Annotated in this window: 22 protein-coding genes; 7 read left to right on the top strand and 15 right to left on the bottom strand. The window is 69.1% G+C overall.

Annotated features, from left to right (window positions below; translation table 11 throughout):
• Positions 1-16: 16 nt before the first annotated feature.
• Complete coding sequence (locus UK23_RS22930) at positions 17-3,184, bottom strand: S8 family peptidase (RefSeq protein WP_196777829.1); 3,168 nt, start codon at positions 3,182-3,184, stop codon at positions 17-19.
• 151 nt (positions 3,185-3,335) lie between these two features.
• A complete protein-coding gene (locus tag UK23_RS22925; RefSeq protein ID WP_045313659.1) occupies positions 3,336-3,899 on the bottom strand; it encodes a dihydrofolate reductase family protein in 564 nt (187 codons plus the stop codon).
• A 110-nt stretch (positions 3,900-4,009) separates the two neighbouring features.
• Between UK23_RS22925 and UK23_RS22920 the strand changes: the two genes are divergently transcribed.
• Together UK23_RS22920 and UK23_RS22915 are read left to right on the top strand one after the other, a co-directional pair.
• Positions 4,010-4,588 (top strand): CGNR zinc finger domain-containing protein, encoded by a 579-nt coding sequence (locus UK23_RS22920; RefSeq protein ID WP_052684948.1) that lies wholly within the window; start codon positions 4,010-4,012, stop codon positions 4,586-4,588.
• Positions 4,589-4,754: 166 nt separating this feature from the next.
• Complete coding sequence (locus UK23_RS22915; RefSeq protein WP_045313658.1) at positions 4,755-6,233, top strand: FAD-dependent oxidoreductase; 1,479 nt, start codon at positions 4,755-4,757, stop codon at positions 6,231-6,233.
• Here UK23_RS22915 and UK23_RS22910 read toward each other — a convergent pair.
• The 10 genes from UK23_RS22910 to UK23_RS22870 all read right to left on the bottom strand — a co-directional run bounded on the left by UK23_RS22910 (position 6,230) and on the right by UK23_RS22870 (position 15,018).
• Entirely contained in the window at positions 6,230-6,670 is a 441-nt protein-coding gene (locus UK23_RS22910; RefSeq protein WP_045313657.1) for a winged helix-turn-helix transcriptional regulator, read from the bottom strand. The genes UK23_RS22915 and UK23_RS22910 overlap by 4 nt on opposite strands.
• A complete protein-coding gene (locus tag UK23_RS22905; protein ID WP_045313656.1) occupies positions 6,667-7,608 on the bottom strand; it encodes an LLM class F420-dependent oxidoreductase in 942 nt (313 codons plus the stop codon). Before UK23_RS22905 ends, UK23_RS22910 begins: the two co-directional genes overlap by 4 nt.
• On the bottom strand, positions 7,605-8,711 hold the full coding sequence (locus UK23_RS22900; protein WP_231114628.1) for an acyl-CoA dehydrogenase family protein: 1,107 nt from the start codon (positions 8,709-8,711) through the stop codon (positions 7,605-7,607). The genes UK23_RS22905 and UK23_RS22900 overlap by 4 nt, the downstream gene beginning before the upstream one ends.
• 121 nt (positions 8,712-8,832) lie before the next feature.
• Entirely contained in the window at positions 8,833-10,317 is a 1,485-nt protein-coding gene (locus UK23_RS22895; RefSeq protein WP_045313655.1) for an alpha/beta hydrolase, read from the bottom strand.
• Between the two features lie 69 nt (positions 10,318-10,386).
• Positions 10,387-10,515 (bottom strand): hypothetical protein, encoded by a 129-nt coding sequence (locus UK23_RS54635; protein ID WP_269112298.1) that lies wholly within the window; start codon positions 10,513-10,515, stop codon positions 10,387-10,389.
• Positions 10,516-10,521: 6 nt separating this feature from the next.
• Positions 10,522-11,280, bottom strand: coding sequence for a glucose 1-dehydrogenase (locus UK23_RS22890; RefSeq protein ID WP_045313654.1), 759 nt, complete (start codon positions 11,278-11,280; stop codon positions 10,522-10,524).
• Complete coding sequence (locus UK23_RS22885; protein ID WP_045313653.1) at positions 11,281-12,786, bottom strand: aldehyde dehydrogenase family protein; 1,506 nt, start codon at positions 12,784-12,786, stop codon at positions 11,281-11,283. It abuts the gene before it with no gap.
• A gap of 8 nt (positions 12,787-12,794) precedes the next feature.
• Positions 12,795-13,643, bottom strand: coding sequence for an SDR family NAD(P)-dependent oxidoreductase (locus tag UK23_RS22880; RefSeq protein WP_045313652.1), 849 nt, complete (start codon positions 13,641-13,643; stop codon positions 12,795-12,797).
• A gap of 23 nt (positions 13,644-13,666) precedes the next feature.
• Positions 13,667-14,752 (bottom strand): Zn-dependent alcohol dehydrogenase, encoded by a 1,086-nt coding sequence (locus UK23_RS22875; protein WP_045313651.1) that lies wholly within the window; start codon positions 14,750-14,752, stop codon positions 13,667-13,669.
• A gap of 74 nt (positions 14,753-14,826) precedes the next feature.
• Positions 14,827-15,018, bottom strand: coding sequence for a ferredoxin (locus UK23_RS22870; protein ID WP_045313650.1), 192 nt, complete (start codon positions 15,016-15,018; stop codon positions 14,827-14,829).
• A gap of 45 nt (positions 15,019-15,063) precedes the next feature.
• Between UK23_RS22870 and UK23_RS22865 the strand changes: the two genes are divergently transcribed.
• Positions 15,064-16,224, top strand: a complete 1,161-nt coding sequence (locus tag UK23_RS22865) for an acyl-CoA dehydrogenase family protein (RefSeq protein ID WP_045313649.1) — start codon at positions 15,064-15,066, stop codon at positions 16,222-16,224.
• Positions 16,225-16,236: 12 nt separating this feature from the next.
• Complete coding sequence (locus tag UK23_RS22860; protein ID WP_045313648.1) at positions 16,237-17,130, top strand: acyl-CoA dehydrogenase family protein; 894 nt, start codon at positions 16,237-16,239, stop codon at positions 17,128-17,130.
• Here the strand turns inward: UK23_RS22860 and UK23_RS22855 are convergent.
• The gene (locus tag UK23_RS22855) at positions 17,114-18,202 is read right to left on the bottom strand and encodes an NAD(P)H-dependent flavin oxidoreductase (RefSeq protein WP_045313647.1); all 1,089 of its coding nucleotides are present in this window, start codon (positions 18,200-18,202) and stop codon (positions 17,114-17,116) included. The two genes, UK23_RS22860 and UK23_RS22855, sit on opposite strands and share 17 nt — an antisense overlap.
• Entirely contained in the window at positions 18,183-19,769 is a 1,587-nt protein-coding gene (locus tag UK23_RS22850) for an acyl-CoA synthetase (RefSeq protein WP_045313646.1), read from the bottom strand. Before UK23_RS22850 ends, UK23_RS22855 begins: the two co-directional genes overlap by 20 nt.
• Positions 19,770-19,843: 74 nt before the next feature.
• On the opposite strand from UK23_RS22850, the gene UK23_RS22845 reads away from it, so the two are divergent.
• The 3 genes from UK23_RS22845 to UK23_RS22835 are packed head-to-tail and all read left to right on the top strand — an operon-like array spanning position 19,844 to position 22,546.
• Positions 19,844-20,635 (top strand): crotonase/enoyl-CoA hydratase family protein, encoded by a 792-nt coding sequence (locus tag UK23_RS22845; RefSeq protein ID WP_045313645.1) that lies wholly within the window; start codon positions 19,844-19,846, stop codon positions 20,633-20,635.
• Between the two features lie 13 nt (positions 20,636-20,648).
• Positions 20,649-21,437 carry an SDR family oxidoreductase gene (locus UK23_RS22840; protein ID WP_045313644.1) on the top strand — a complete coding sequence of 263 codons (789 nt, stop codon included), beginning with the start codon at positions 20,649-20,651 and terminating at the stop codon, positions 21,435-21,437.
• A 20-nt stretch (positions 21,438-21,457) separates the two neighbouring features.
• Entirely contained in the window at positions 21,458-22,546 is a 1,089-nt protein-coding gene (locus tag UK23_RS22835; protein ID WP_045313643.1) for a diacylglycerol kinase, read from the top strand.
• Positions 22,547-22,684: 138 nt separating this feature from the next.
• Here the strand turns inward: UK23_RS22835 and UK23_RS22830 are convergent.
• The coding region (locus UK23_RS22830; protein WP_045313642.1) for an FAD-binding protein at positions 22,685-22,964 on the bottom strand (280 nt) is incomplete at its 5' end.

The raw sequence follows: 22,964 nt of genomic DNA, 5'->3' as shown, positions 1-22,964 counted from the left end.
CTCTCCCCACCCCAGCTCACTTCAGCGTGTACGCCTGGAGAACCGTCTGCTCGGCGGACCCGTGCGCGTCACCGACCTTCGCCTTGAAGGACACCGACTTCGCGTCCTTCGGATGAACGAGCGTGGTCAGCCACTTGTGCCCCGCCCTGAACACGACGACCCGCTGCCACGTCCTGCCCTCGTCGTAGGAGACCTCGACCTGCGGCGTGCGGACATCGGTGACATCGGACTTGGAACCGTTGCGCTGCACGGTGATCGGCACCGTCAGCCGGCTGCCCGCCCGCGCCTGGTTCTGGTCGTCGAGCTTCGGCGCGAACCGCACCGCGAGCAGCGGCAGGTCCTTCGGCGCGGTGCCCGGGACGGTCTCGGACGTGAACGTCCAGTCCGCGATCACCTTCGACGTCAACGGAATGCGGTTGCCCTCGGTGTGCAGCCGGTAGGTCGTCTTCGCCGCCGGCACCGAGGCGAACAGGCGGCCTGGAGTCGTGGAGGAGGCCACCACGGTGCCGTTCGCCGTCAGCTCGGTGCCGCCGGTGGTGCTGTCGAAGTCGAACACCGAGTGCTCACCGCTGCCGTCGGCGTACAGCTGCGCGTTCACGATCAGCTGGTCACCCCGCCGGCCTGCCCAGTAACCGGGCATGTCGGCCGCGACAGCGGGGAACGCGGGGCCGAAGACCGCGGTGTTCCACTGCTCCGTGCTCCTGGCGCCGCGCCGGAACGTCTTCGGCTGGGCGTCGTCGAGGAACACCGGCATCGTGGTCGGGCCGGTGTCCTCCATGAGCGAGCGGCTCCACGCCACGCCGGGCGTGTAGTACTCGGTCAGCTTGAACGGCAACGGGCCGCGGACGCCGTTGTTGCGGCTGCCGTTCGCGCCGGGGACGCGGGCCTTGTGCGTGGCCTCGACCCGAGCCATGTCCCGTTCGCGGTCGCTGTGCCTGATCGCGGCGGGCATGCCCTCCTTGCCGCCGGTCTGCGAGTGGAACTGGTACGGGCTCCCGTAGAAGCCGCCCTCGGCGTTCTTCTTCGCGAGCACGCTGCCCGCCGACCACGCGAAGGCCGGGTGCGTCGTCGCGGACGGCTGGACGTAGAAGCCGTTCCAGTCGCGCAGGCCCCAGCCGCCGAAGTAGCCGAAGTCCTCAGTGGATATTTGCACGCTCAGCGAACCCGACGCGAGCGAGGCCTCCTCGCGGTCGACGGTGATCGAGGGTTCTACCGCCTTGCGGGCGTCGAAGGTGAAGCTGTTGTTCCCGGTGATCTCGATGGCCGGTTCGTACGCCGTGATCAGCTTGGGACGCACGGCCGGGTCGGTGGTGGGCGTTTCGTAGACGGTGTTCAGGAAGTACTTGCCCTTAGGCAGCCGGAGCTTCGCCGTGCCGGTCGGGGCGGCGCCCTCGTACGGAGTGGGCTTGACGTGGCTGATCAGCTGGTAGCGCAACGCGTCGGCCGGCTTGCCATCGTGGCCGATGTAGTTGAGCGTGACGTCGTAGCTCTCCTGTTCCTTGTGCACGCCGATCGGCACACGGATGCCGTTCGACGCGACGACCGCGGCGCCGTGGACGCCGTCCGGACCGGCCACGCGGGTGTCGGCGGTGACCGAGGCCTCGGCCGTGCCACCCGCCGGGACGGTCAGCTTCGCCGGGGACAGGCTGAACAGACCGCCCGCCGGCTTCTCTTCAGCGATGGAGAGGTCGAGCGTGAGCGGCTCGGTGCCGGTGTTGCGGTAGGTGATCTTCCTGGTGACCGGCTGGTCGTCGTCGTGCGGCCACTGGGCGGTGCCGAAGCTGACGCTGGCCGGGGTCGCGACCGGGCTGGTGGCGACCGCGCGGGCCACGTCGACACGTCCGGCACCCTGGTCGAAGACTCCGGCGTCGGCGCTGGGCTTGGCGCTGTTCATCAACGCCGTCTTGATGTCCGCCGGGGACCACGCGGGGTTCTTCGCCGCGAGAATCGCCGCGGCGCCCGCGACGTGCGGCGTCGCCATCGACGTGCCGGACAGCGACACGTGGTTCGCGTCGACCGGGGTGCCGATGGTGCCGTTCTTCGCCTTCGCCGCGACGATATCCACGCCGGGCGCGGTGATGTCCGGCTTGATCGCGCCGTCGCCGACGCGCGGGCCGCGGCTGGAGAAGTCCGCCAGCTTGTCGGCGCGATCGACCGCGCCGACGGTCAGCGCGGCGTCGGCGGCCGCGGGCGAGGAGACCGCGCGGCCGGAGTTGCCCGCCGCGACCACGAACAACGCGCCGTGCTCCGCGGTGAGCCGGTTGACGGCCTGCGACATGATGTCGGTGCCGTCACTGGGGGTGTTGCTCCCCAGGCTCATGTTGATGATCTTGGCCTTGGTGGCGGCCCACTCCATGCCCTCGATGACGCCGGACTCGGAGCCGCTGCCGTTGTCGTCGAGCACCTTGCCGTTGACGAGCTTGGCGCCCGGCGCGATGCCCTTGTACCTGCCGTCACCGGTGATCGTCGACGCGACGTGCGTGCCGTGCCCGAACCTGTCGTCGGTCGTGGCAGCCGGCGTGAAGTTCTTCTCCTCCACCACGGCACCCTGCAGGTCGGGGTGCGTGGCGTCGATGCCGGTGTCGAGCACGGCGACCGTGGTGCCGGCGCCGGTGAAGCCCTGCTGCCACGCCTGCGGAGCACCGATCTGCGCGGCACTGCGGTCGAGCGTGGCGGTGATCTTGCCGTCGAGCCACACCTTGGCCGCGCCACTGGTCCGCGCCGCCGAGGGGAACCCGCCCTTCTTGTCCGCCTTGACGGCGTACGCGTCGATGCTGGGCAACGACTTCGCGTCCGCCGACCGCAGCCCCGCGCCGCCCTGGACGATCAACGGGATCGTGTCGCGGCTCGCGTCGTCGTAACCGGACCGCGAAAGCAGCGAGACGTCGAACAGCCGCTGGTCGAGCGCGCCGGCGGTGAGCTGCCCCTGCACGTCGAGCGGGATGACGTGCAGATCGCCCCGCTCGTCGGTGTAGTGGTGGAAGCGGACGTCCTCACGCCCCTTCGCGGCGTACGTCCGCACCTGCCCGTTCGTCACGTGCACGAGATCGCCCGTGAGCAACGTGACCGTTGTCGTCAGCCCGCCCGGTTCCGGCGCGGTGGTCTCCCCCACGGCCGGGGGCACGGTCACCGCGCTGGCGGCCACGGCGGCCGCGAGCCCTGCGGCGAGAATGGATTTCTTCAACGCGAACTCCCCTTGTTCGGCGTCGAAGGGCGATGTCGCCCTCCGTGACACAGATACCGCAGAGAGTCGCCGGGTTGAGCGGATTCAGGCGATCTGTCCCGATTGCGGCCTCACCCGCTGATCCGGCCGCGGACGGTTGATGGGCGCGCGCTCAGCGTTTCGTCTCGTACCTCGTCAGCACCACGCCGCCGGGGAACGTCCGCGTCTCGACCAGACTGAGGTTCACCCAGCTGTCCAGCGCGGTGAAGAACGGCGTGCCGCCACCGATCAGCACCGGGTGGGTGACGATCACGTACTCGTCGATCAGCCCGGCGCGCATGGCCGCCGCGGCGAGCGTGGCGCCGCCGACACTGATCCGTGCACCGTCCCCGGCCTTGAGCCGGGAGATCTCGGCAACGGCGTCGGTCCTCACCACGCGCGTGTTCCAGTCTGCGTTCTCGAGCGTGGAGGAGAACACGACCTTCGGCGTGTCGCGCCAGTTCCGGGCGAACTCGACCTGCGCGGGGGTGGCATCGGGCTGCTCGTCGCCGGTCGGCCAGTGGGAGCTCATCGCCTCCCACAGCTTGCGCCCGTACAGGACCAGTCCGTTCGCCTTCTCGTGGTCCAGCCAGAACTGGAACAACTCGTCGGACGGCCCGCCCCAGCTGATGTCGTCGCCAGGAGCGGCGACATACCCGTCGAGGGTCACGTTCATGCCGTAGCTGAGTTTCCGCATGGCAGTCAGACTGGCACGGCGCCGGAAACTCATCGCCTGACGATCACTCCCGACGTAATGGATGCGCGGGTGGTATACCTGTTAGCACCTGTCAGGCGGAGAGGACGAGCGTGACCACGACACTGGCCGAGTTCCAGGCCGCCGGGTTCCCGATGGCCGCCGAGCCGGTCGTCGCGCTCGACCTGGTGGACACGCTGATGCTCGTCACGGACACCGACCACATCGGCGACGAGACGAAGTACGCGAAGTGGTGGGAGCTGCAGGCCGATCGGCTCCCGGACGTACCGCCGCCGCCCGTCAGCGCGACCCGCAGGCTGCGTTCGGTGCTGCGCGAGCTGTTCGACGCCGCACTGGCGGAGCGCACCCCCGACCAGTCCGCGATCGAGGACCTCAACGCCTTCTCGGCCGGAGCGCCGACCAGCCCCCGGCTCGAAGGCTGGGGCGAGCAGGCCCAGCTCGTGGTCCGGTGGCACGACGGCCACGACGGCCACCCGGCGCTCGCGGCGATCGCGGGCGGGGCGATCGGGCTGCTGTCCGATCCGGCCAAGCTGTCCTCGTTGCGGCGCTGTGCGAACCCCGCGTGTTCGATGCTGTTCCTGGCCGAGAACAAGCGCCGCGTGTGGTGCACCGCCAACCTCTGCGGCAACCGCGCCCGCGTCGCCCGGCACTACGAACGCACCCGCGGCTGACCCGGCGCGATCTGGGCCACAGCTCCGAGGTGACGGTGATCCGCGCGTACAAGATCGCCTGAGCAGCGCTTGTGCGCACATGACAGCGTCCTGTGCGCGGCGTGACAGCGAATCTCGGCAACCTGACCGCGTTGCCGAGATCCGGCTGCGGAGGGGGATTTCAGACATGCACGACGTGGTGATCGTGGGCGCGGGCCCGGTCGGCCTGCTGCTGGCCTGCGAGCTCGGCCTCAGGGACGTCTCCGTCCTGGTGCTCGAACGGGAGCCGGAGCCCGGTTCGCCGTGGCGGGCCGCGCCTCTCGGGATGAGGGGCCTGTTCTCCGCCTCGCTCCACGCCTTTGCGCGCCGGGGCGTGCTGGAGCCGTTGCTGGACTCGGCGTTGTCGTTCCACGCGGAGGACCGGCCGCGCGGGGCGGGACACTTCGCCGGCATCGTGCTCGATCCGGCCAACGCCGACATCGACGCGCTGCCGTTCCGGCTGGCCGGCCCGGTACCGGACGTCCTGATGACGAACCTCGCGGCGGTCGAGACCGTGCTGGCCGAGCGAGCCGTCAAGCTCGGCGTCGAAATCCGGTACGGCGCCGAGGTTTCCTCCATCACCCAGGACGGCGAAGCCGCCGTGGTGAGCGACGGCGCACAGGAATACCCGGCACGCTGGGTCGTGGGCTGCGACGGCGGCCGCAGTGCGGTGCGCAAGCTCGCGGAGTTCGGCTTCGCCGGCACCGGGCCGAACTTCACCGGCTACGTCATGCTCGCCGCCGTCGCCGAGCCGGTGCAGCTCAAGCCGGGCTTCAACCTCACGCCGACGGGCATGTACATCCAGATGCCCTCCACGGGGCACATCGGGATGATGGACTTCGACGGCGGCGCGTTCGACCGCACGCAGGAACTCACGCCTGAGCATCTCCAGGCCGTGCTGCGCCGCGTGTCCGGCCTCGACGTGACGCTGACCGACGTCCAGCTCGCTTCCAGCTTCACGGACCGGGCGATGCAGGCGACGACTTACCAGCGGGGACGCGTGCTGCTCGCGGGCGACGCCGCGCACATCATGTCTCCCCTGGGCGGCCAGGGCCTCAACACCGGCCTCGGCGACGCCGTGAACCTGGGCTGGAAGCTCGCCGCGACCGTGCAGGGGCGTGCGCCGGAAGGCCTGCTCGACACCTACACCGGCGAACGCCATCCCGTTGGCGCGTGGGCACTCGACTGGACTCGCGCGCAGGTGGCGATCATGCGGCCCGATCCGCACGGCCAGGCGATCCAGGCCGTGATCCGGGATCTGCTCGCGACCAGGGACGGCACGAACTACGTGCTGCAGAAGATCGCCGGTTACTCGACCAAGTACGACCTCGGGAGCGAACACCCGCTGGTGGGACGCAACTCCCCGGACTTCTGCCTGGAGGACGGCACTCGTCTCGGCGACCTGATGCAGGACGGCCGAGGGGTCGTGCTCGACTTCAGCGCCGATCGGCACCTGGAAAGTCCGGCACTCGCCTGGGAGAACGAGCTGCGGTACGCGGCCGGTTCCGCCGTCGAGGACTTCGGGCTCGGGGCGGTCCTGATCCGGCCCGACGGCATCGTCGCCTGGGCGGGCGAACCCGACCGGGAAGCGTTCGACCGAGTCGTCCGGCAGTGGTTCGGAGCCTAGTTTCCGGACCGGGCCGACACGTTGTGGGCGGTGATCTCCTCTCCACAACACCGGCACGCCACGTACGCGTCGCCGGCCTGCCCGCACACGGTGTGCTCCAGCAGGATCGGCGGCCCGTCGGGGTCCGGCACGTGCCGGTCACCCCACTTCATCAGGATCACGATCGCCGGGAACAGCTCCAGCCCCGCCGGAGTCAGCCGGTACTCCTCGCGGTCCTCCGCGTAGGGCACCCGTTGCAGCAACCCGAAGTCCACCAGTGACTTCAGGCGAGCGGACAGCGTGGGGCGCGGGATGGTGAGGTTCCGCACGAACTGGCCGTAGCGGCGCACGCCGAAGAAGGCCTCGCGCAGGATCAGCAGCGTCCACCGCTCCCCCACGATGTCCAGCGCCCGTCCGACGGACTCGCCGCGGAACCGGCGGTCGAGGGAGTCGGTCATAGGTGTCCCTTCGTCAGCAGTGGGGAGAGCGTGGTCAGCAGCCGCGCGCCGGCCGGGTCCTCTGCCGTCGCGGGCACCAGGCCGACGTGCGAGGCGCCCGCCTCGAAGTACGCGGAGACGCGATCGGCGATGGCGGACGCGGACCCGATGGCACCGACGGCTTCAAGAAGTGCCGTCGGAATGTCGGCGGCCAGCGACGCACGGGGTTCACCGGCCCGGGCACGTTCCACCAATGGACCGTGCCCGAGCGCGGTGAACATCTCGCCGTAGCCGGGCGGCGCGAGGTAGACGGCGAGCTGCGACCGCAACTGCCGCAACGTCTGAGCTCCGGGCTCGAGCGCTGCCGGAATCCACACCGCGATCGGCGGCGGAACAGGCGTCAGCTCGGAGAGCGTCTCCACCACGTGAGCGACCTGATCAACGCTGACCAGGTTCAGCACCACCTCGTCACCCTCTGCCGCGGCAACCCGCATCAGCGCCGGGCCGAACGCCGCGACTGAGATCGACGTGCCCGGAACCGGTTGCCGCAGACGAAAACCATCGACCCGGTTGCCGTCGAGCAGCGCCCGCGCGTCACGCACGGCAGCGCGCACCGAGCCAACCGGCGTGAACGGCCTCCCGTGCCACGAGGACACGATCAACGGACTCGAAGCACCCAAAGCCAACCCGGCTCGCCTACCAGTGCAAGCGACCACTGTGGACAGTCCGAGCGCCAGCGCGACAGGACTCCGCACACCGGCCGCCAGCGGGCCGACCGTCAACGAGATGTCCGACGTCCGCGCACCGATCGCCGTCGCCAGCGCGAACGCGTCGAACGTGGCCATCTCCCCGATCCACAGCCTCCCGAACCCGGCCTCGTCCGCGGCCACCGCGATCGAGAGAGCTTCCGCGGGCGGACGGTCGAGCCAGAACGGGGTCACCACACCAACGGACTTCACAGCTGCCCCGTCTGCGCCGGCAACCCCAGCAGCACCTTGCCCGGCAGCTCGTACGAAGCGAGGTTCACCTGGAAGTGCGCGGTCGCCGTGTGCGCGTCACGGAACCGCCGCTGAATCGCCGCCCCGTCGTAGATCGCACCGCCGCCCGAGAGGTCGTAGAGGCTCGAGACGACCGACCGCGCCGTCCGGGTCGCGTGCGTGGCCGCCAGCCGCAACGCCACCCGGGCAGACACGGACACCGAACCTCCCTGTGCTGCTTCCCAGGCCTCGTCCACCGCCGAGTAGAACAACGCCCGGGCAGCCCGCAGCGAAGCCGACGCCTCCGCCACCGCGGCCTGGGTCGACGACCGTTCCGCCAAGGTCCGGCTGGATCCCATCGGACTGCGCCCCACCGCCAGCTCGACGAAGTCGTCCAGTGCGCCGAAGGCATTGCCCAGCGCGGCCGCGGCGACCGACAGGGCGAAGAACCCGAAGACCGGGAACCGGTACAGCGCGGGCGCGTCCGGCGGCGGACCGTCCACAACGGACAGAATCCGCGAGGCAGGCACGAACACGTCACGCGCCACCGAGTCGTGACTGCCGGTGCCGCGCAACCCGGTCGTGTGCCAGGTGTCCAGCACCTCCAGCGACGACTTGGGCAGCGCCGCCACCTTCAACGCCCCGGCCGGGTCGACGAACCCGGCGAACAACCAGGAAGCGTGCCCGATCCCGGAGCAGAACGACCACTGGCCCGACACCACCACACCACCGTCGACGTCGACCGCACGCCCACGAGGCGCCCACACCCCCGCGGCCACGGTCCGGGGATCCCCGAACACCTCCTCCGCACCGGCAGCAGGCAGGTAGGCGCCGAGGAGCCCGCTCGTCGCCGCGATCGACACGCACCACCCGGCGGAGGCGTCACCTCGCGCGATCGTCTCGGCCACGGCCAGCGTCTCGCCCGGCGGGCGTTCGGTCCCACCCAGCGACCGCGGCACGCCGAGCCCGAACATCCGCTCCGAACGCAGCAGGTCCAGCAGTTCGGGGGCCAGCGCCCGGCCGGCCTCCGTCTCGGGTGCGACCGAACGGGCCAGATCGGCCACGGTCTGCGCGGCAGCCAGCACGAGATCCTCCTGGTTCAGTTTTCTTACCGGTTCAATTTCCTTACCGTAGCCACGGCGCTCCCGGCAAAGCAAGAGGGACCCCACCCGGTACGGGTGAGGCCCCTCTCTCGTTGCGACTACCTCAGGCGAACGGTCCCTTGTCGATGCCGCACGTCTTCTGCGTGGGCAGAACACCGGTGAAGAGGTACTCCCGCTTCACCTTCTCCGCGCACGCGCTGTGCACGTACATCGACGTGTGCCCGTAGCCCTCGACCGTCAGGAACCCGGTGCGGGACATCTCGGCGGCACCGTCGCGAGCACCGTGCAATGGCGTCGACGGGTCGAACCTGTTGTTGATGAACAGGACCGGCGCCGACGTCCAGCGGTTCCACGGACCGGTGTAGCGGTCGTTGTCACGAGCCTGCCAGAACGCGCAGGCCATCATGTCGTAGACCACCGGACGACCCCAGTACGGCACGCGCTCGTCCTCGCTCTTGCCGTACGCCGTGTACGCGGCGGTGTCACGCGGGAAGTTGCTGTCCGCGCACTGCACCGCGTTGTAGCTCTCGAACCGGTTGGTGATGTAGGGCTCGCCGGCCGCACGCAGCGTTGCCGGTGCGTCCCACACCCCCTGCATGATCCTGGCGGTGTCCTGCCAGGTCTCCGGCTGCGCCAGCGCGTCCCAGAGGGTGCTGATCAGCGTGACGCGGTCGAACCGGCCGTCCGGGGTGGTGACGGGCGAGGCCGTCACCTTCTCCACCAGCGAAGCCCACTTCTGCTTCAGGTCGCCACCCGCGAACGCGCACTTCGCCCCAGGAGCCGCGCACAGCTTCAGGAACTGGTCGAACGTCTCGGCGACCCCGCGCGGCACGTCCTGACGCGTGTCCAGCGGCACCGTGGTGCCCTGGTCGCCGTGCCCGGTCGCGTTGCCGACGAAGTCGAGCGAGCCGTCGAACGCGAGCGCGCGAACCTTGTCCGGGAACATGTTCGCGTAGATCGCGCCGAGGTGCGTGCCGTACGAGATGCCGTGGTACGTCAGCTTCTTGTCCCCGACCGCCTTGCGCAGCAGGTCGAGATCCCGCGCCGTGTTGGCGGACGAGACGTGGTCCAGCAGGTCGCCGGACTTCGCCTCGCAACGCCGCACGAACTCCCGGTACCCCTCGTAGAACGCCGGCTCCTGAGCCGCCGTGTCGGGGTAGACGGGCAGCGAGTTGAGGAAGTTCTGCTGCTCCTCGACGCTGTCGAAGCACCGCACGGTCGCGGAACGCCCGATGCCGCGCGGATCCCACGACACCAGGTCGAACCTCGCCCGCAGTTCGGGCGAGAACAGCCACTCCCACTTGCCGCGACCCCGCAGCCGTTCCACGCCGGACGCACCGGGCCCGCCGAAGTTGACGAACAGCGAGCCGATGCGCTTCGACGGATCCGTCGCAGGCAGCTTGATGACCGCGAGGTCGATCTTCGTGCCGTAGGGCTGGTCGTAGTCCAGCGGCACCTTCGCGGTCGAGCACTGGAACCCGTCCTGACAGTCCTGCCACGCCAGGACGGGTGTAGCGGCTTCTTCCGCAGCGCCGGCAGCCGGTGCCAGCCCGATCACCAGCGCAGCCGTGATCAGCAGTGATTTCACATTGAGCTCCCCAGGTCTGACCTCTCGATCATCAAGACGCCGAGGTCGTACCCGAGGTTGCACCTGATTTCAGCGGATGGTGATGCAGGGCGCCCCGCGCAACGCGTACCCGCCGCCCGTGTTCTCCCAGAGGTTCGCGCAGAAGCGCGTGCCGATGGGCACGAACTTCTCCACGGTCGTGTCCCGCGGGCCGAGCACCTGGGTTCAGCTCAGCGCGTGAGTGGCCGTGGCCCCACCGTCCACAGTGAACTCCGCGCCGGTGCAGTACGCGCTGTCGTCGCTGGCCAGGAACAACACCACGTTCGCGACGTCGTCCGGCTGGCCTACCCGGCGCAACGCCACTTTCTTGCCGATCGGCGTGATGTCGACCGGACGGCCCAGCGCCTCGCCGACCATCGGGGTGTTGATCGCGCCGGGATGCACCGAGTTCACCCGGATGCCGTGCTGGCCGAGCTCCATCGCGGCCACCTTGGTCATGCCGCGGATGGCGAACTTGCTCGCGGTGTAAGCGACCAGGTACGGCATGCCGCCGAGGCCTTCAACCGAGGACACGTTCACGATGGACCCACCGCCGGCCCGCGTCATCGACTCCACGACGGCGCGCATGCCGAGGAACGTGCCGACCTGGTTGATGCCGACCACCCGCTGGTAGTCCGCGAGGGTGGTGTCCGCCAACGCCGAGAAGTGCAGAATGCCCGCGTTGTTCACGAGCACCGTGATGTCGCCGAACGTGCTGATGGTGAAGGCGACCGCCTCGGCCCACTCGTCCTCGTTCGACACGTCCAGGTGGCAGTACGCAGCGTTGAACTCCGGGCCCAACTCGGCCGCCAGCTCCTTGCCCTGGTCGTCGAGGACGTCGGTGATCATCACCCGCGCGCCCTCCTCGACGAACCGGCGCGCGGCGGCCGCGCCCTGACCCCGGGCCGCGCCGGTGATCAGGGCGATCTTGCCGTCGAGCCGCATCTACATCAGCTCGTCGGTCAGCGGCATCATCACGGTCTTCAGCTCGGTGTAGGCCTCGTAGGCGCTCTGCCCGCCCTCACGGCCCAGACCCGACTGCTTGTAGCCGCCGAACGGCACGTGCGGTTCGAGCTGGAACCCGTTGATGCCGACCATGCCGACGCGCAACCGCTTCGACACGCGGAACGCCCTGCGCACGTCGTTGGTGTAGACGCCGGCGCCCAGGCCGTATTCCGTGTCGTTCGCGAGTCGAATCGCTTCTTCTTCGTCGTCGAACGGCACAACCGTGAGCACCGGGCCGAAAATCTCGTCGCGGGCGATCGTCATGTCGTTGGTCGCGTCGGCGAAGATCGTGGGGGCGACGAAGTTCCCGGACGCGTAGTCGCCGTCGAGCCTCGTGCCGCCGGTGACCAGTCGCGCGCCGTCCTCCTGGCCTTTTTCGATGTAGCCGAGAACGCGGTCGAGCTGTTTGGCGTTGATCAACGGGCTGGCGAGCACGGCCGGGTCGAACGGGTCGCCGAACGTCACGGCGCTCGCGAGCATCGTCGCCATGTTGACGAACTCGTCCTGGACCTCGCGTGCCACCAACGCCCTGGTGTGCGCGACGCAGGCCTGCCCGGACAGGCCCATCGTGACCATGCCCATGCAGGTCATCGCGGCGAGGCCGACGTTCGGGGCGTCCGCGAACACGAGTGCGGGCGACTTCCCGCCCAGTTCCAGGGAAACGCGCTTCATCGTGCCCGCGCTGGCCTCGACGATCCGCCGGCCGATCGCGCGACTGCCGGTGAAGCTGATCTTGTCCACGCCGGGGTGGGTGATCAGCGCCTCGCCGGTCGGGTCGCCCGGTCCGGTGACGAGGTTGATCACGCCTTCGGGAAGTCCGGCCTCGATCAGCAGCTCGACCATGCGGATCACGCAGAAGCTCGCGTACTCACTCGGTTTCACCACGACGGTGCAACCGGCCGCCAGCGCTGGTGCGAGTTTCTGGGCGAACAGCACGAACGGCGCGTTCCACGGCAGGATCGCCGCGACGACGCCGACCGGTTCGCGGAACGTCATCGCCAGGTGGTCGCCGCCCTGGTACGGCGGCAGGGTCTGGCCGCCGACCTTGTCGATCCAGCCGGCGTGGTGGTCGAAGATGTCCGCCGCGATGCCGACCGAGGTCGCGTAGATCTGGCCGAACGACAGCGGCACGCCGTTGTCCAGCGCCTGCAGGCCGCGCAACTCTTCCTCGTGCTCCCGCAGGAGATCGCTGTACCTGCGCAGGATCCTGATGCGTTCGCCGGCCTTGGACTTCCCCCACGTGCCCTCGTCAAACGCCTTGCGCGCGGCCTGGACCGCGGCGTCGACGTCCTTCGCCGAGGCGACCGCGAAGCTGCCGATCTCCTCGCCGGTCGCCGGGTGGTGGTGGGTCCAGCTCTCGTCCGCCTCGCGGAACTCGCCACCGATGAGGAGCCGGCCGTCCTTCAGGCCCAGCGTCTCGCGATGCGGTTGGACGGTGAGCGTCACAGCTCCTCCTACAGGGCCATCGTTTCAGTACAGGCAAAGGTCTTCTGCGGATCGCGGTCGGCGAAGTAGCCGTCGATGTCTTCGAGAGCGTCGAACTTCTGCTCCACTGTGGGCGGTGCCATCAGCGCGACCATGCCGCCGTGCACCACGAACACCTGACCGTTGATCTTGTCGCCTCGTGGGCCGGCCAGGTGCTTGACGAACTTCGCCACGTGCTCCGGAGCCAGTGAGTCGTCGCCTTCCGGTGCGTCGCCGAACACGTGCGCCGTCATGCCGGTACGGGCACGCGGGCAGATCGCGTTGGCCCGCACGCCATACCTGGACGTACCGCGCGCGGTCGCGACTGTCAGCGCCGCGATGCCCGCCTTGGCCGCCGCGTAGTTCGCCTGTCCCTCGCTGCCGAGCAGGAACGCCTCCGACGAGGTGTTGACGATCCGCGCGTAGACGGGCTCGCCGGCCGACTTGGACTGCTGCTTCCACAGCGAGACCGCGTTGCGCGACAACAGGAAGTGGCCGCGCAGGTGGACCTTGATCACCAGGTCCCACTCCTCGTCCGTCATGTTGAAGAGCATCCGGTCGCGCAGCACACCGGCGTTGTTGACCAGCACGTGCAGCCCGCCGAAGTGCTCGATCGCGGCGCTGACGAGGGAGTCCGCGGTGCTGCGTTCGCCCACGTCACCCTCGACCACGACGCACTTGGCACCCAGCTCCTCGATCTCGGCCGCAGCGGCGTCGGCCGAGCCCGGCAGGTCGTTGAGGACGAGCGAAGCACCGGCTCTCGCCAGCTCCAGTGCTTCCGCCCGCCCCAGCCCGGCACCCGCGCCGGTGACGATCGCGACCTTCCCCGCAAGGTCCACTTGAGACTCCCAAAGGAAATGTTTCAGTCGAAGAGAATGACCTGGCGGATCAGAGAACCTCCGCCGCGCAAGGCCTGCAGACCTTCGTTGACGTCCTCGAGCTTGATCCGCTTACTGATCATGCCTTCGAGGTCGAGCCTGCCTTGCCGCCACAGCGCGATCATGCGCGGTACGTCGCGGCGGAAGTTGGCCGTCCCGTAGAACGAGCCGTGCAAGGTCTTGTCGTGCAGGAAGAGTTCCTGCGCGCTGAACGACACCATCGCGTCGGCCCGTCCGGCGCCGACGACGACCGTGTGGCCACCGCGGCGGGTCAGATCCCACGCCTGGCGGATCGTGGCCGGGATGCCGACCACGTCGAACACGTAGTCGAAGCCCATGCCCATGTTGAGCTGGTTGTTGAGGTCGGCGACGCCGTCGGGTGCGGTCGCGTGCGTCGCGCCGAACCGTTGCGCCACCTCGTGCTTCTCGACCACGGGGTCGACCGCGACGATCTTCGCCGCCGCCGCGAGCCGCGCGCCCTGGATCACCGCGACGCCGACGCCACCGCAGCCGATCACCGCGACGCTGGAGCCCGGTTCGACCTTCGCGGTGTTCAGCACGGCGCCGACGCCGGTCAGGATACCGCACGACAGCAGCGCGGCGACCTCCCACGGCACGTCGTCGTCGATCTTCACCGCGGCGTCGGCCGGAACGACCATCTCCTCGGCGAACGCACCCAGTCCCGCGTACCCGAACGCCGGGTTGCCGCCGACGACGAAGCGTGGAGAGGTGAACGCGGAAATGGTGTGTATCAAGCACAAGTGGGACTGGCCGGTGACGCACTGGGCGCACTTCCCGCACGGCGGCACGAACGTGATCGCCACGTGGTCGCCGACCGCCAGCTGCGTGACGGCACTCCCGATCTCGACGACCTCACCGGCGCCTTCGTGGCCGATGACGCCTGGGGCGAGCGCCGGCAGCGTTCCGTCCATTGCGGACAGATCGCTGTGGCACACCCCGCACGCCCTGATCTTGATCTTGACTTCCTGCGGCCCCGGCGCGGTGGTCGTCACGTCGTCGCGGAGCTCGAGCTTGTCGTCGCCTACCTGGTTGAGCACGGCAGCTTTCACCGGTATCACTCCTCGCTGAGCTCACGGCTGACCCGACGGACACTAGAATCTGTTCCTGTTCTTGACAAGGCCCATCAGCGTGTAAACCTCAACGCGCCCATCGGGCACGAAGCAACGGCACGCTCGGCCAGCGGGATCTCGGCCTGGCTCAGCTCACCCTCCCGGATCTGCAGAACCTCGTCATCATCAAGGTCAAACACCTCAGGCAGGATTGACATGCACTCACCGTGCGCCTCGCACACCGAAGGGTCGACGCCGACCTTCATCGCGGCCTCCTGACAGCAAGTAGAACTTGTTCTAGAGTAGCGGTCATGCGCATCGGTTTCACGCCCGAACAGGAGCAGTTGCGCCAGGAGTTGCGGGCGTACTTCGCCGCGCTCATGACGCCGGAACGCCGGGCAGGGCTCGCCGGCAGCAGCGACTACGGGAACGCCGAGGTCTACCAGGACACCGTCCGCCAGATGGGGCTCGACGGCTGGCTCACCATCGGCTGGCCCGAGGAGTACGGCGGCCGCGACCGGCCGATGATCGAGCAGCTGATCTTCCTGGACGAGGCTTCGGCGGCCGGTGCGCCCGTGCCGTTCCTGACGCTGAACTCGATCGGGCCGACGATCATGGCGTACGGCACGCCCGAGCAGAAGGCGTTCTACCTGCCGAAGATCGCGTCCGGCGAGATCCACTTCGCGATCGGCTACTCGGAACCCGAAGCGGGCACCGACCTGGCGGGTCTGCGCACGCGCGCGGTTCGCGACGGCGACGAGTACGTGATCAACGGCCAGAAGATGTGGACCAGCCTCATCCAGTACGCGGACTACGTCTGGCTGGCCTGCCGCACCGACCAGGAGTCGCAGCGGCACAGGGGCTTGAGCATCATCATGGTGCCGACCACCGCACCCGGCTTCTCCTGGACGCCCGTGCCGACCATGTCCGGGCCGACCACCAGCGCGACCTTCTACGACAACGTGCGCGTGCCGGCGTCGAACCTGATCGGCGAGGAGCACAAGGGCTGGAAGCTCATCACCAACCAGCTCAACCACGAACGCGTCGCCCTTTGCTCGGCCGCGCCGCTGCAGACCGCGCTGCGTGAAGTTCGTCAATGGGCGGACGAAACCGGTGCTGTCGAACAGGAGTGGGTGCGCCTGCATCTCGCCCGTGTGCACGCCAAGACCGAGTTCCTGAAGCTCGTCAACTGGCGAATCGCCTCCGGCAGCGACGAGGCACCCTCCCCCGCGGAAGCGTCCGCGACCAAGGTGTTCGGCACGGAGTTCGCCACCGAGGGTTACCGGCTGCTGATGGAAGTGCTGGGCGCCAACGGGATCGTGCGTTCCGGCTCGCCGGGCGCGTTGCTGCAGGGCCGGGTCGAGCGCATGCACCGGTCGTCGCTGATCCTGACCTTCGGCGGCGGCACCAACGAGATCCAGCGGGACATCATCGCGCGCGTCGACCTCGGGCTGCCCGCGGTTCCTCGGTAAAGGGAGACTGCCATGGACTTCACGCTGACCGAGGCGCAACGGGAACTGGCCGCGCTGACCCGCAAGATCCTCGACTCCTCCGACACGCCGTGGCTCGACCTGGTGAAGTCGGGCGTGGTACCCGAATCGCCCGACGACTTCGGCGTCCTGGAGCACTGCGCGGTCCTGGTCGAGCTGGGTCGTGCCGTCGCCTCGGTCCCCTACCTGCCGACGGTCCTGGCCCAGCAGGCCTTGGCACGGTTCGACACCCCACGTCCCGGAACCGTGCTGTCGGTGGCACTCGCCGAGGACCAGAACGGCGCGAAGACGGCCGTCCCGTTCGCCACCTCCGCCTCAGCGATCCTGGTGGCTCACGACGACCAGGTGTTCCTCGCCGAGGCCGGCGACCTCGACATCAGCGTCCAGGAGCTGGTGGACGGCTCGGACGCGGGCACGTTCGAGTTCACCGGCGGCCGCTTGATCGAGGGCCTCACCCCGGACTGGCTGATCACGCGCTACACGGTGGGGCTGTGCGCTTTCCAGCTCGGCGTCACCGAACGCGCGCTGGAGCTGACCGCCGAGTACGCCCGCACCCGCGTGCAGTTCGACCGCCCGATCGGCAGCTTCCAGGCGGTGGCGCAACGGCTCGCTGATGCGTACATCGACGTGGCGGCAATCCGTTTGACGCTCTGGCAAGCAGCGTGGCGGCTCTCCGAGGGCTTGGACGCGGCCGCCGAGGTGGCGACGGCGAAGTTCTGGGCCGCCGACGCCGGACACCGCGTGGCGCACACCGCCGTGCACGTCCACGGCGGCACGGGCATCGACATGAGCCACGAGGTGCACAGGTACTTCACCGCGGCGAAGCGTGCCGAGTTCGAGCTGGGCGGGGCGACCGCCCAGCTCCTGAAGCTCAGCGCAGTTTTGTGAGGCGTTCGACCGCTTCGTCGAACTCCCGCAGCAACCCGGCCATCACCTCGGCGACCGGGCGCACCTCGTTCATCCGCCCGACGACCTGTCCGACCGGCATCGACACCACGGACGGGTCGTCGGACCGGGCGATCCGCAGGTGCGCCTCGCTCACCAGCAGGTTCTGCAACGGCATCGGCAACGGCTCCGGCGCCGCCTCATCGCTCCACGCCTCGGTCCACCGCGTCTTCAGCAACCGTGCCGGCTTGCCGGTGTAGATGCGGGTGCGCACGGTGTCACTGGAACCGGCGGCCAGCAAAGCCTGCTGCGTGCTGGAGTTGCCCAGCGTGTACTCGGCGGTGGTCAGCCAGTACGAGCCCATCCACACACCGGACGCGCCCAACGCCATCGCCGCCGCAGCTTGACGTCCTGACCCGATGCCGCCCGCGGCGAGCACGGGGACGGACACGGCGTCGACGATCTCCGGCACGAGCACCATCGTCGCGACCTCGCCGGTGTGCCCGCCGGCCTCGTAGCCCTGCGCCACCACGATGTCGACGCCGTTCTCGACATGGCGCTGGGCGTGGGAAGCCTTGCCCGCAAGGGCAGCCACCGGCACCCCGGCCGCGTGCACCTGCTCGATCACGTCGACCGGCGGCGAGCCCAGAGCGTTCGCGATCAACCGGATCGGGTGCTCCAGCGCCACGTCGACGTGGGACCGCGCCACCGAGTGCAGCCAGCCGAGGACGCCCTCGCTGTCCTCACCCTCCGGCAGCGGTGGCACACCGAGCTTCAGCAACGTCTGCTGCACGAAGTCGCGATGTCCCTGCGGAATGAGCTGCGAGAGGTCGACCTGGGTGCCCTCGGTCGGCACCTTGGCCGGCATCACGATGTCGACCCCGTACGGCTTGCCGTCGGTGTTCTCGTCCATCCACGTCAACGCGCGGTCGAGGTCCTCCGCGTCGTTGAACCGCACGCACCCCAGCACACCGAGCCCGCCCGCGCGGCTGATCGCCGCCGCCACGTGCTCGGACGGCGTGAAGCCGAAGATCGGGTGCTCGATGCCGAGCTGGTCACACAGGCTGGTGCGCATGTTCCTCCACGTGGCGGCGGGCCCACTGGTAGTCGGGTTTGCCGCTGGGCGTCCTGCCGATCTCGTCGACCAGCCAGAGCGACCGCGGCACCTTGTAGCCGGCGAGCGTCTCGCGCACGTGAGCGTCCAGTTCGGACAGTGTCGGCGTGGCACCGTCCCGCGGTCGCACGATCGCGCCGATGCGTTCGCCCAGAAGGTCGTCCGGAATGCCGATCACGAGCGCGTCGAACACGTCCGGGTGCGACTTGAGCACACCCTCGACCTCCTCCGGGAACACCTTCTCGCCACCGGTGTTCACGCAGGTGTTGCCGCGGCCGAGCAACGTGATGTCACCGTCCTCCTCGAAGCGCGCGTAGTCACCGGGCACGGTGAACCGCCTGCCGTCGACCTCGACGAACATCCGCGCGGTCTTCTCGGGATCCTTGTAGTAGCCCAACGGGATGTGGCCGCCGCGCGCGAGCTTGCCGATCACGCCCGGCACCGGTTCCAGCTTGTTGCCGTCGTCGTCGATGACGATGGTGTCCTCGTTGAGCTTCACCTTGGTGCCGTCGGTCTTCACGATCTCCTTGGGCACCGCGCCGATGCCGGTCGACCCGGTCTCGCTCGACCCGATCGACTCCAGCAGCGTCGTGTGCGGCAGGAGTTCCTGGTACAGCTTCTTCACCGGATAGGAGAAGAGCGCCGCGCTGCTGTTGAGGATGAACAACGACGACCCGTCGTAGTTGCCCCGCTGGTACTCCTCGATCAACGGCCGGCCCATCGCGTCGCCGGTCATCGCCGCGACCTGGACCTTCTCCCTCTCGATCACCCGCCAGATCTCGGCGGGGTCGAACTTCGGCACCAGCACCACGGTGCTGCCGCAGAACAGCGCGCCCAGCACGGCCCACTGCGCGGCGCCGTGGATCAGCGGCGGGAGGCACAGCCGGACGAGGCCGTAGTCCTTGCCCGACTTGGCCTGCTGCCACTCGTCGGTGAGCCGTTCGCCGGTCACGAAGTCGATGCCGCCGCCGAGCGTGCGCCACACGTCCTCGTGCCGCCACATGACGCCCTTGGGCATGCCGGTCGTGCCGCCGGTGAACAGGATGTAGAGGTCGTCGGGGCTGCGCGGCGCGAAGTCCCGCTCCCCCGACTCCTCCGCGAGCGCCGCCTCGTACTCGACGCCGGCGAACTCCTCGTCGGACTCGTCGTCGATCACGACGGTGGGCCCGGGAGAGCCCACCTCCGCGACCAACGGCGAATACCGCCGTTCGTGTACGAGAGCGACCAGGTCCGCCTCACCGAACAAGTACTGCAACTCGTTCTTGGTGTAGCGGTAGTTGACGTTGATGGCCACCGCACGCAGCTTGTAGACCGCCAGCAGGCACTCCACCAGCTCGATCGAGTTGCGCGCGTAGAGCCCGACGTGCGACCCCTGGGTCACGCCGTTCTTTGCCAGGTGGTGAGCCAGTTTGTTGGCTCGTGTCTCCAGTTCGGCATAGGTGACCCTCTTGGACCCGCACACCAGCGCGGTCCGGTCGGGCACGGTGTCGACGGCGTGTTCAACGAGGTCTGCGACGTTGAGGGCCATGGTAGGCAAAGTAGAACGTGTTACTGTTCTGGACAATCCCCCGTGCGGTCAGACTCGATCCAGGAGGCGCCCGAATGACGACTACGACCCAACCCCACGCGTTGGTGGACCTGGTCGGCAACGTTCTGGTCGTCACGATGAACCGGCCCGAGGTCCGCAACGCCTTGTCCGGCCCGATGATGGCCATCATGCGCGAGGCGTGGGACCGCGTGGACAACGATCCTGACGTGCGCGTCTGCATCCTGACCGGCGCGGGCGGGTCGTTCTGCGCGGGCGCGGACCTCAAGGCGATGACCACCAACCACCCCAGCGAGTCCGACGGGAAGTTCGACTTCTCGGTCATCGAACCGCTGCTGAAAGGTCGTCGATTGACGAAACCGCTCATCGCCGCCGTGGAAGGCCCTGCGGTGGCGGGCGGCACGGAAATCCTTCAGGCGACCGACATCCGCGTGGCCGGCGAGAGCGCGCGGTTCGGCGTCTCGGAGGCGCGCTGGGGCCTGTTCCCGCTCGGCGGGTCGGCCGTGCGGCTACCGCGCCAGATCCCCTACACGGTGGCGGCGGACCTGTTGCTGACCGGGCGGCACATCAAAGCACCCGAGGCCAAGGAAATCGGCCTGATCGGTCACGTCGTGCCGGACGGCGAGGCGTTGAACAAGGCCATGGAGCTCGCCGAGCTGATCACCGCGAACGGGCCGTTGGCGGTGCGGGCGATTCTGAAGACCATGCGGGAGACCGAGGCCGTGCACGAGAACGAGGCGTTCGAAGTGGACGCCCGGCTCGGCATGGAGGTGTTCCGCAGCGAGGACGCGAAGGAGGGCCCGCGCGCCTTCGCCGCGAAACGCAAGCCGGAGTTCAAAGGTCGCTAGAGAGGTTGGCCGAGTGGTAACGGAGATGTTCGGGTTGCCCGGCGCGGTCGCCGTGGTGACCGGCGCGGGACGCGGCATCGGTGCGGCCTCGGCGATCGCGCTCGCCGAGGCGGGTGCGGACGTGGTGATCAGCGCGCGCACCGGGGAACAGCTGGCCGAGGTCGCCGCCAAGATCGAGGCGCTGGGACGGAAGGCGGTCGTCGTCGCGGCAGACCTGTCCGATGTGGACGCCGCGGCCGGGCTGGCGCACCTGGCCGCCGAACAGTTCGGGCGACTGGACGTCGTCGTGAACAACGTCGGCGGCACGATGCCGAACACGTTCCTCACGACGACACCGGACTACCTCGAAGAAGCCTTTCACTTCAACGTCACCACCGCTCACGCGCTGACGAGCGCGGCGGTGCCGCTGATGCTCGGCCACGGCGGCGGTTCGGTGGTCAACATCGCCTCCGTGATGGGCAGGCTCGCCGGTCGCGGTTTCCTCGCCTACGGCACGGCGAAGGCCGCGCTGACCCACTACACCCGGCTGGCCGCGGTGGATCTCGCGCCGCGGATCAGGGTGAACGCGATCGACGTCGGTTCGGTCCACACTTCCGCGCTGGACGTGGTCGCCCGCGACGAGAAGATCAGGACCTCGATGGAACAGGCGACCCCGCTGCGCCGGCTGGGACGGCCCGACGAGGTCGCGGCCGCGGTGCTCTACCTGGCATCCCGGGCATCCGGCTACACCACCGGATCGGTGCTGCGGGTCGACGGCGGGATCGGCGCGCCCAACCTCGACTTCGACCTCCCGGATCTCTGAGACTCGAGAAGGAGACGCTGGTGGCACTTCGCGTGGTGCAGTGGAGCACCGGCAACGTCGGCAGATGGGCGTTGCGGGGCATCATCGACCACCCCGGCCTGGACCTGGCGGGCGTGTGGGTGTCCGATCCCGCCAAGAAGGGCCGGGACGCGGGAGACCTGGCCGGCCTGGACCGCCTCGTCGGCGTCACCGCGACCACCGACGCCGGCGAGCTGATCTCCGCCAGGCCGGACTGCGTGGTCTACACGTCGATGGCCGACAACCGGCTCACCGAGGCGGTCGACGACCTGTGCCGGCTGCTGCGCGCGGGCATCAACGTCGTGGCCAGCGGCCCGGTGTTCCTGTCCTATCCAGAGGGCACCGTGCCGCCCGAGGTGGTCGAGCCCGTGCGCCAGGCCGCCGCGGAAGGCGGAAGCTCGCTGTGGGTCAACGGGATCGACCCCGGCTGGGCCAACGACTGGCTCCCCCTCCTGCTGTCCGGCACGTGTCAGCGGATCGACCAGGTCCGCTGTTCGGAGATCACGGACTACTCCACCTACGACAACCCGCTGGTGCTGTTCGACATCATGGGTTTCGGCACCTCGCCCGACCACACTCCGCTGTTGCTGCAGCCCGGCGTGCTCACGCTCGCCTGGGGCAGCGTGGTCCGCCAGCTGGCCGCCGGTCTGGACGTCACGCTGGACGCGGTCGTCGAGCAGTACGAGCGGTTCCCTGCGCCGGAGTCGTTCCCGGCCGCGGGACGGACGATCGCCGAGGGCACCATGGCGGCACTGCGGTTCACCGTCAGCGGCATGGTCGCGGACCGGCCGGTGCTCGTGCTCGAACACGTCACCAGGCTGCGGCCCGACCTCGCCCCGGACTGGCCGCAGCCGGCCGGCACCGGCTGTTACCGCGTGGAGATCACCGGTGAACCCAACTACGTGCTCGACCTGAGACTGACCGGCGGCGACGGCGACCACAACACGGCGGGTGTGGCGTCCACGGCCATGCGCCTGGTCAACGCCGTCCCCGCGGTCGTGGACGCCCCACCGGGCCTGCTCACCGCACTCGACCTGCCGCTGACCACCGGGCGGGGCCTGGTGTCGGGCACACAGCGGCCGGGATCGTGAGGTTGAGCAGGTAGGCGTCCACACCACCACGGTGCGTGGGTAGGCCGCGTGGCGCCCGCTCCACAACGACGGAGCTGGCGCGGGGACCTTGAGCCAGTAGGGCTGCGGGAGCGAAGCGCAGCGTCCTGTCGGAACAGCCTAGACGTCGTTGCCCGCGATGTAGCCGAACGTCATGGCCGGCCCGATCGTCGAGCCCGCACCGGCGTAGCTGTGGCCCATCACGGCCGAGCTCACGTTGCCCGCCGCGTACAGCCCTGGGATGACCGAACCGTCGGGCCTCAGCACGCGCGCACGGGCGTCGGTGACCATGCCGCCCTTGGTGCCGAGGTCGCCGGGCACGATCTTGAAGGCGTAGTACGGCGGTGCCCACAGCGGGGCGAGACACGAGTTCGGGAAGACGGCCGGGTCGGTGTAGTAG

Origin of the sequence: Lentzea aerocolonigenes (genome assembly GCF_000955955.1) — a bacterium.
Lineage (GTDB): Bacteria > Actinomycetota > Actinomycetes > Mycobacteriales > Pseudonocardiaceae > Lentzea > Lentzea aerocolonigenes_A.
The sequence above is the reverse complement of the archived record's forward strand: the minus strand, read 5'-3'. Positions and strand labels throughout refer to the sequence as shown.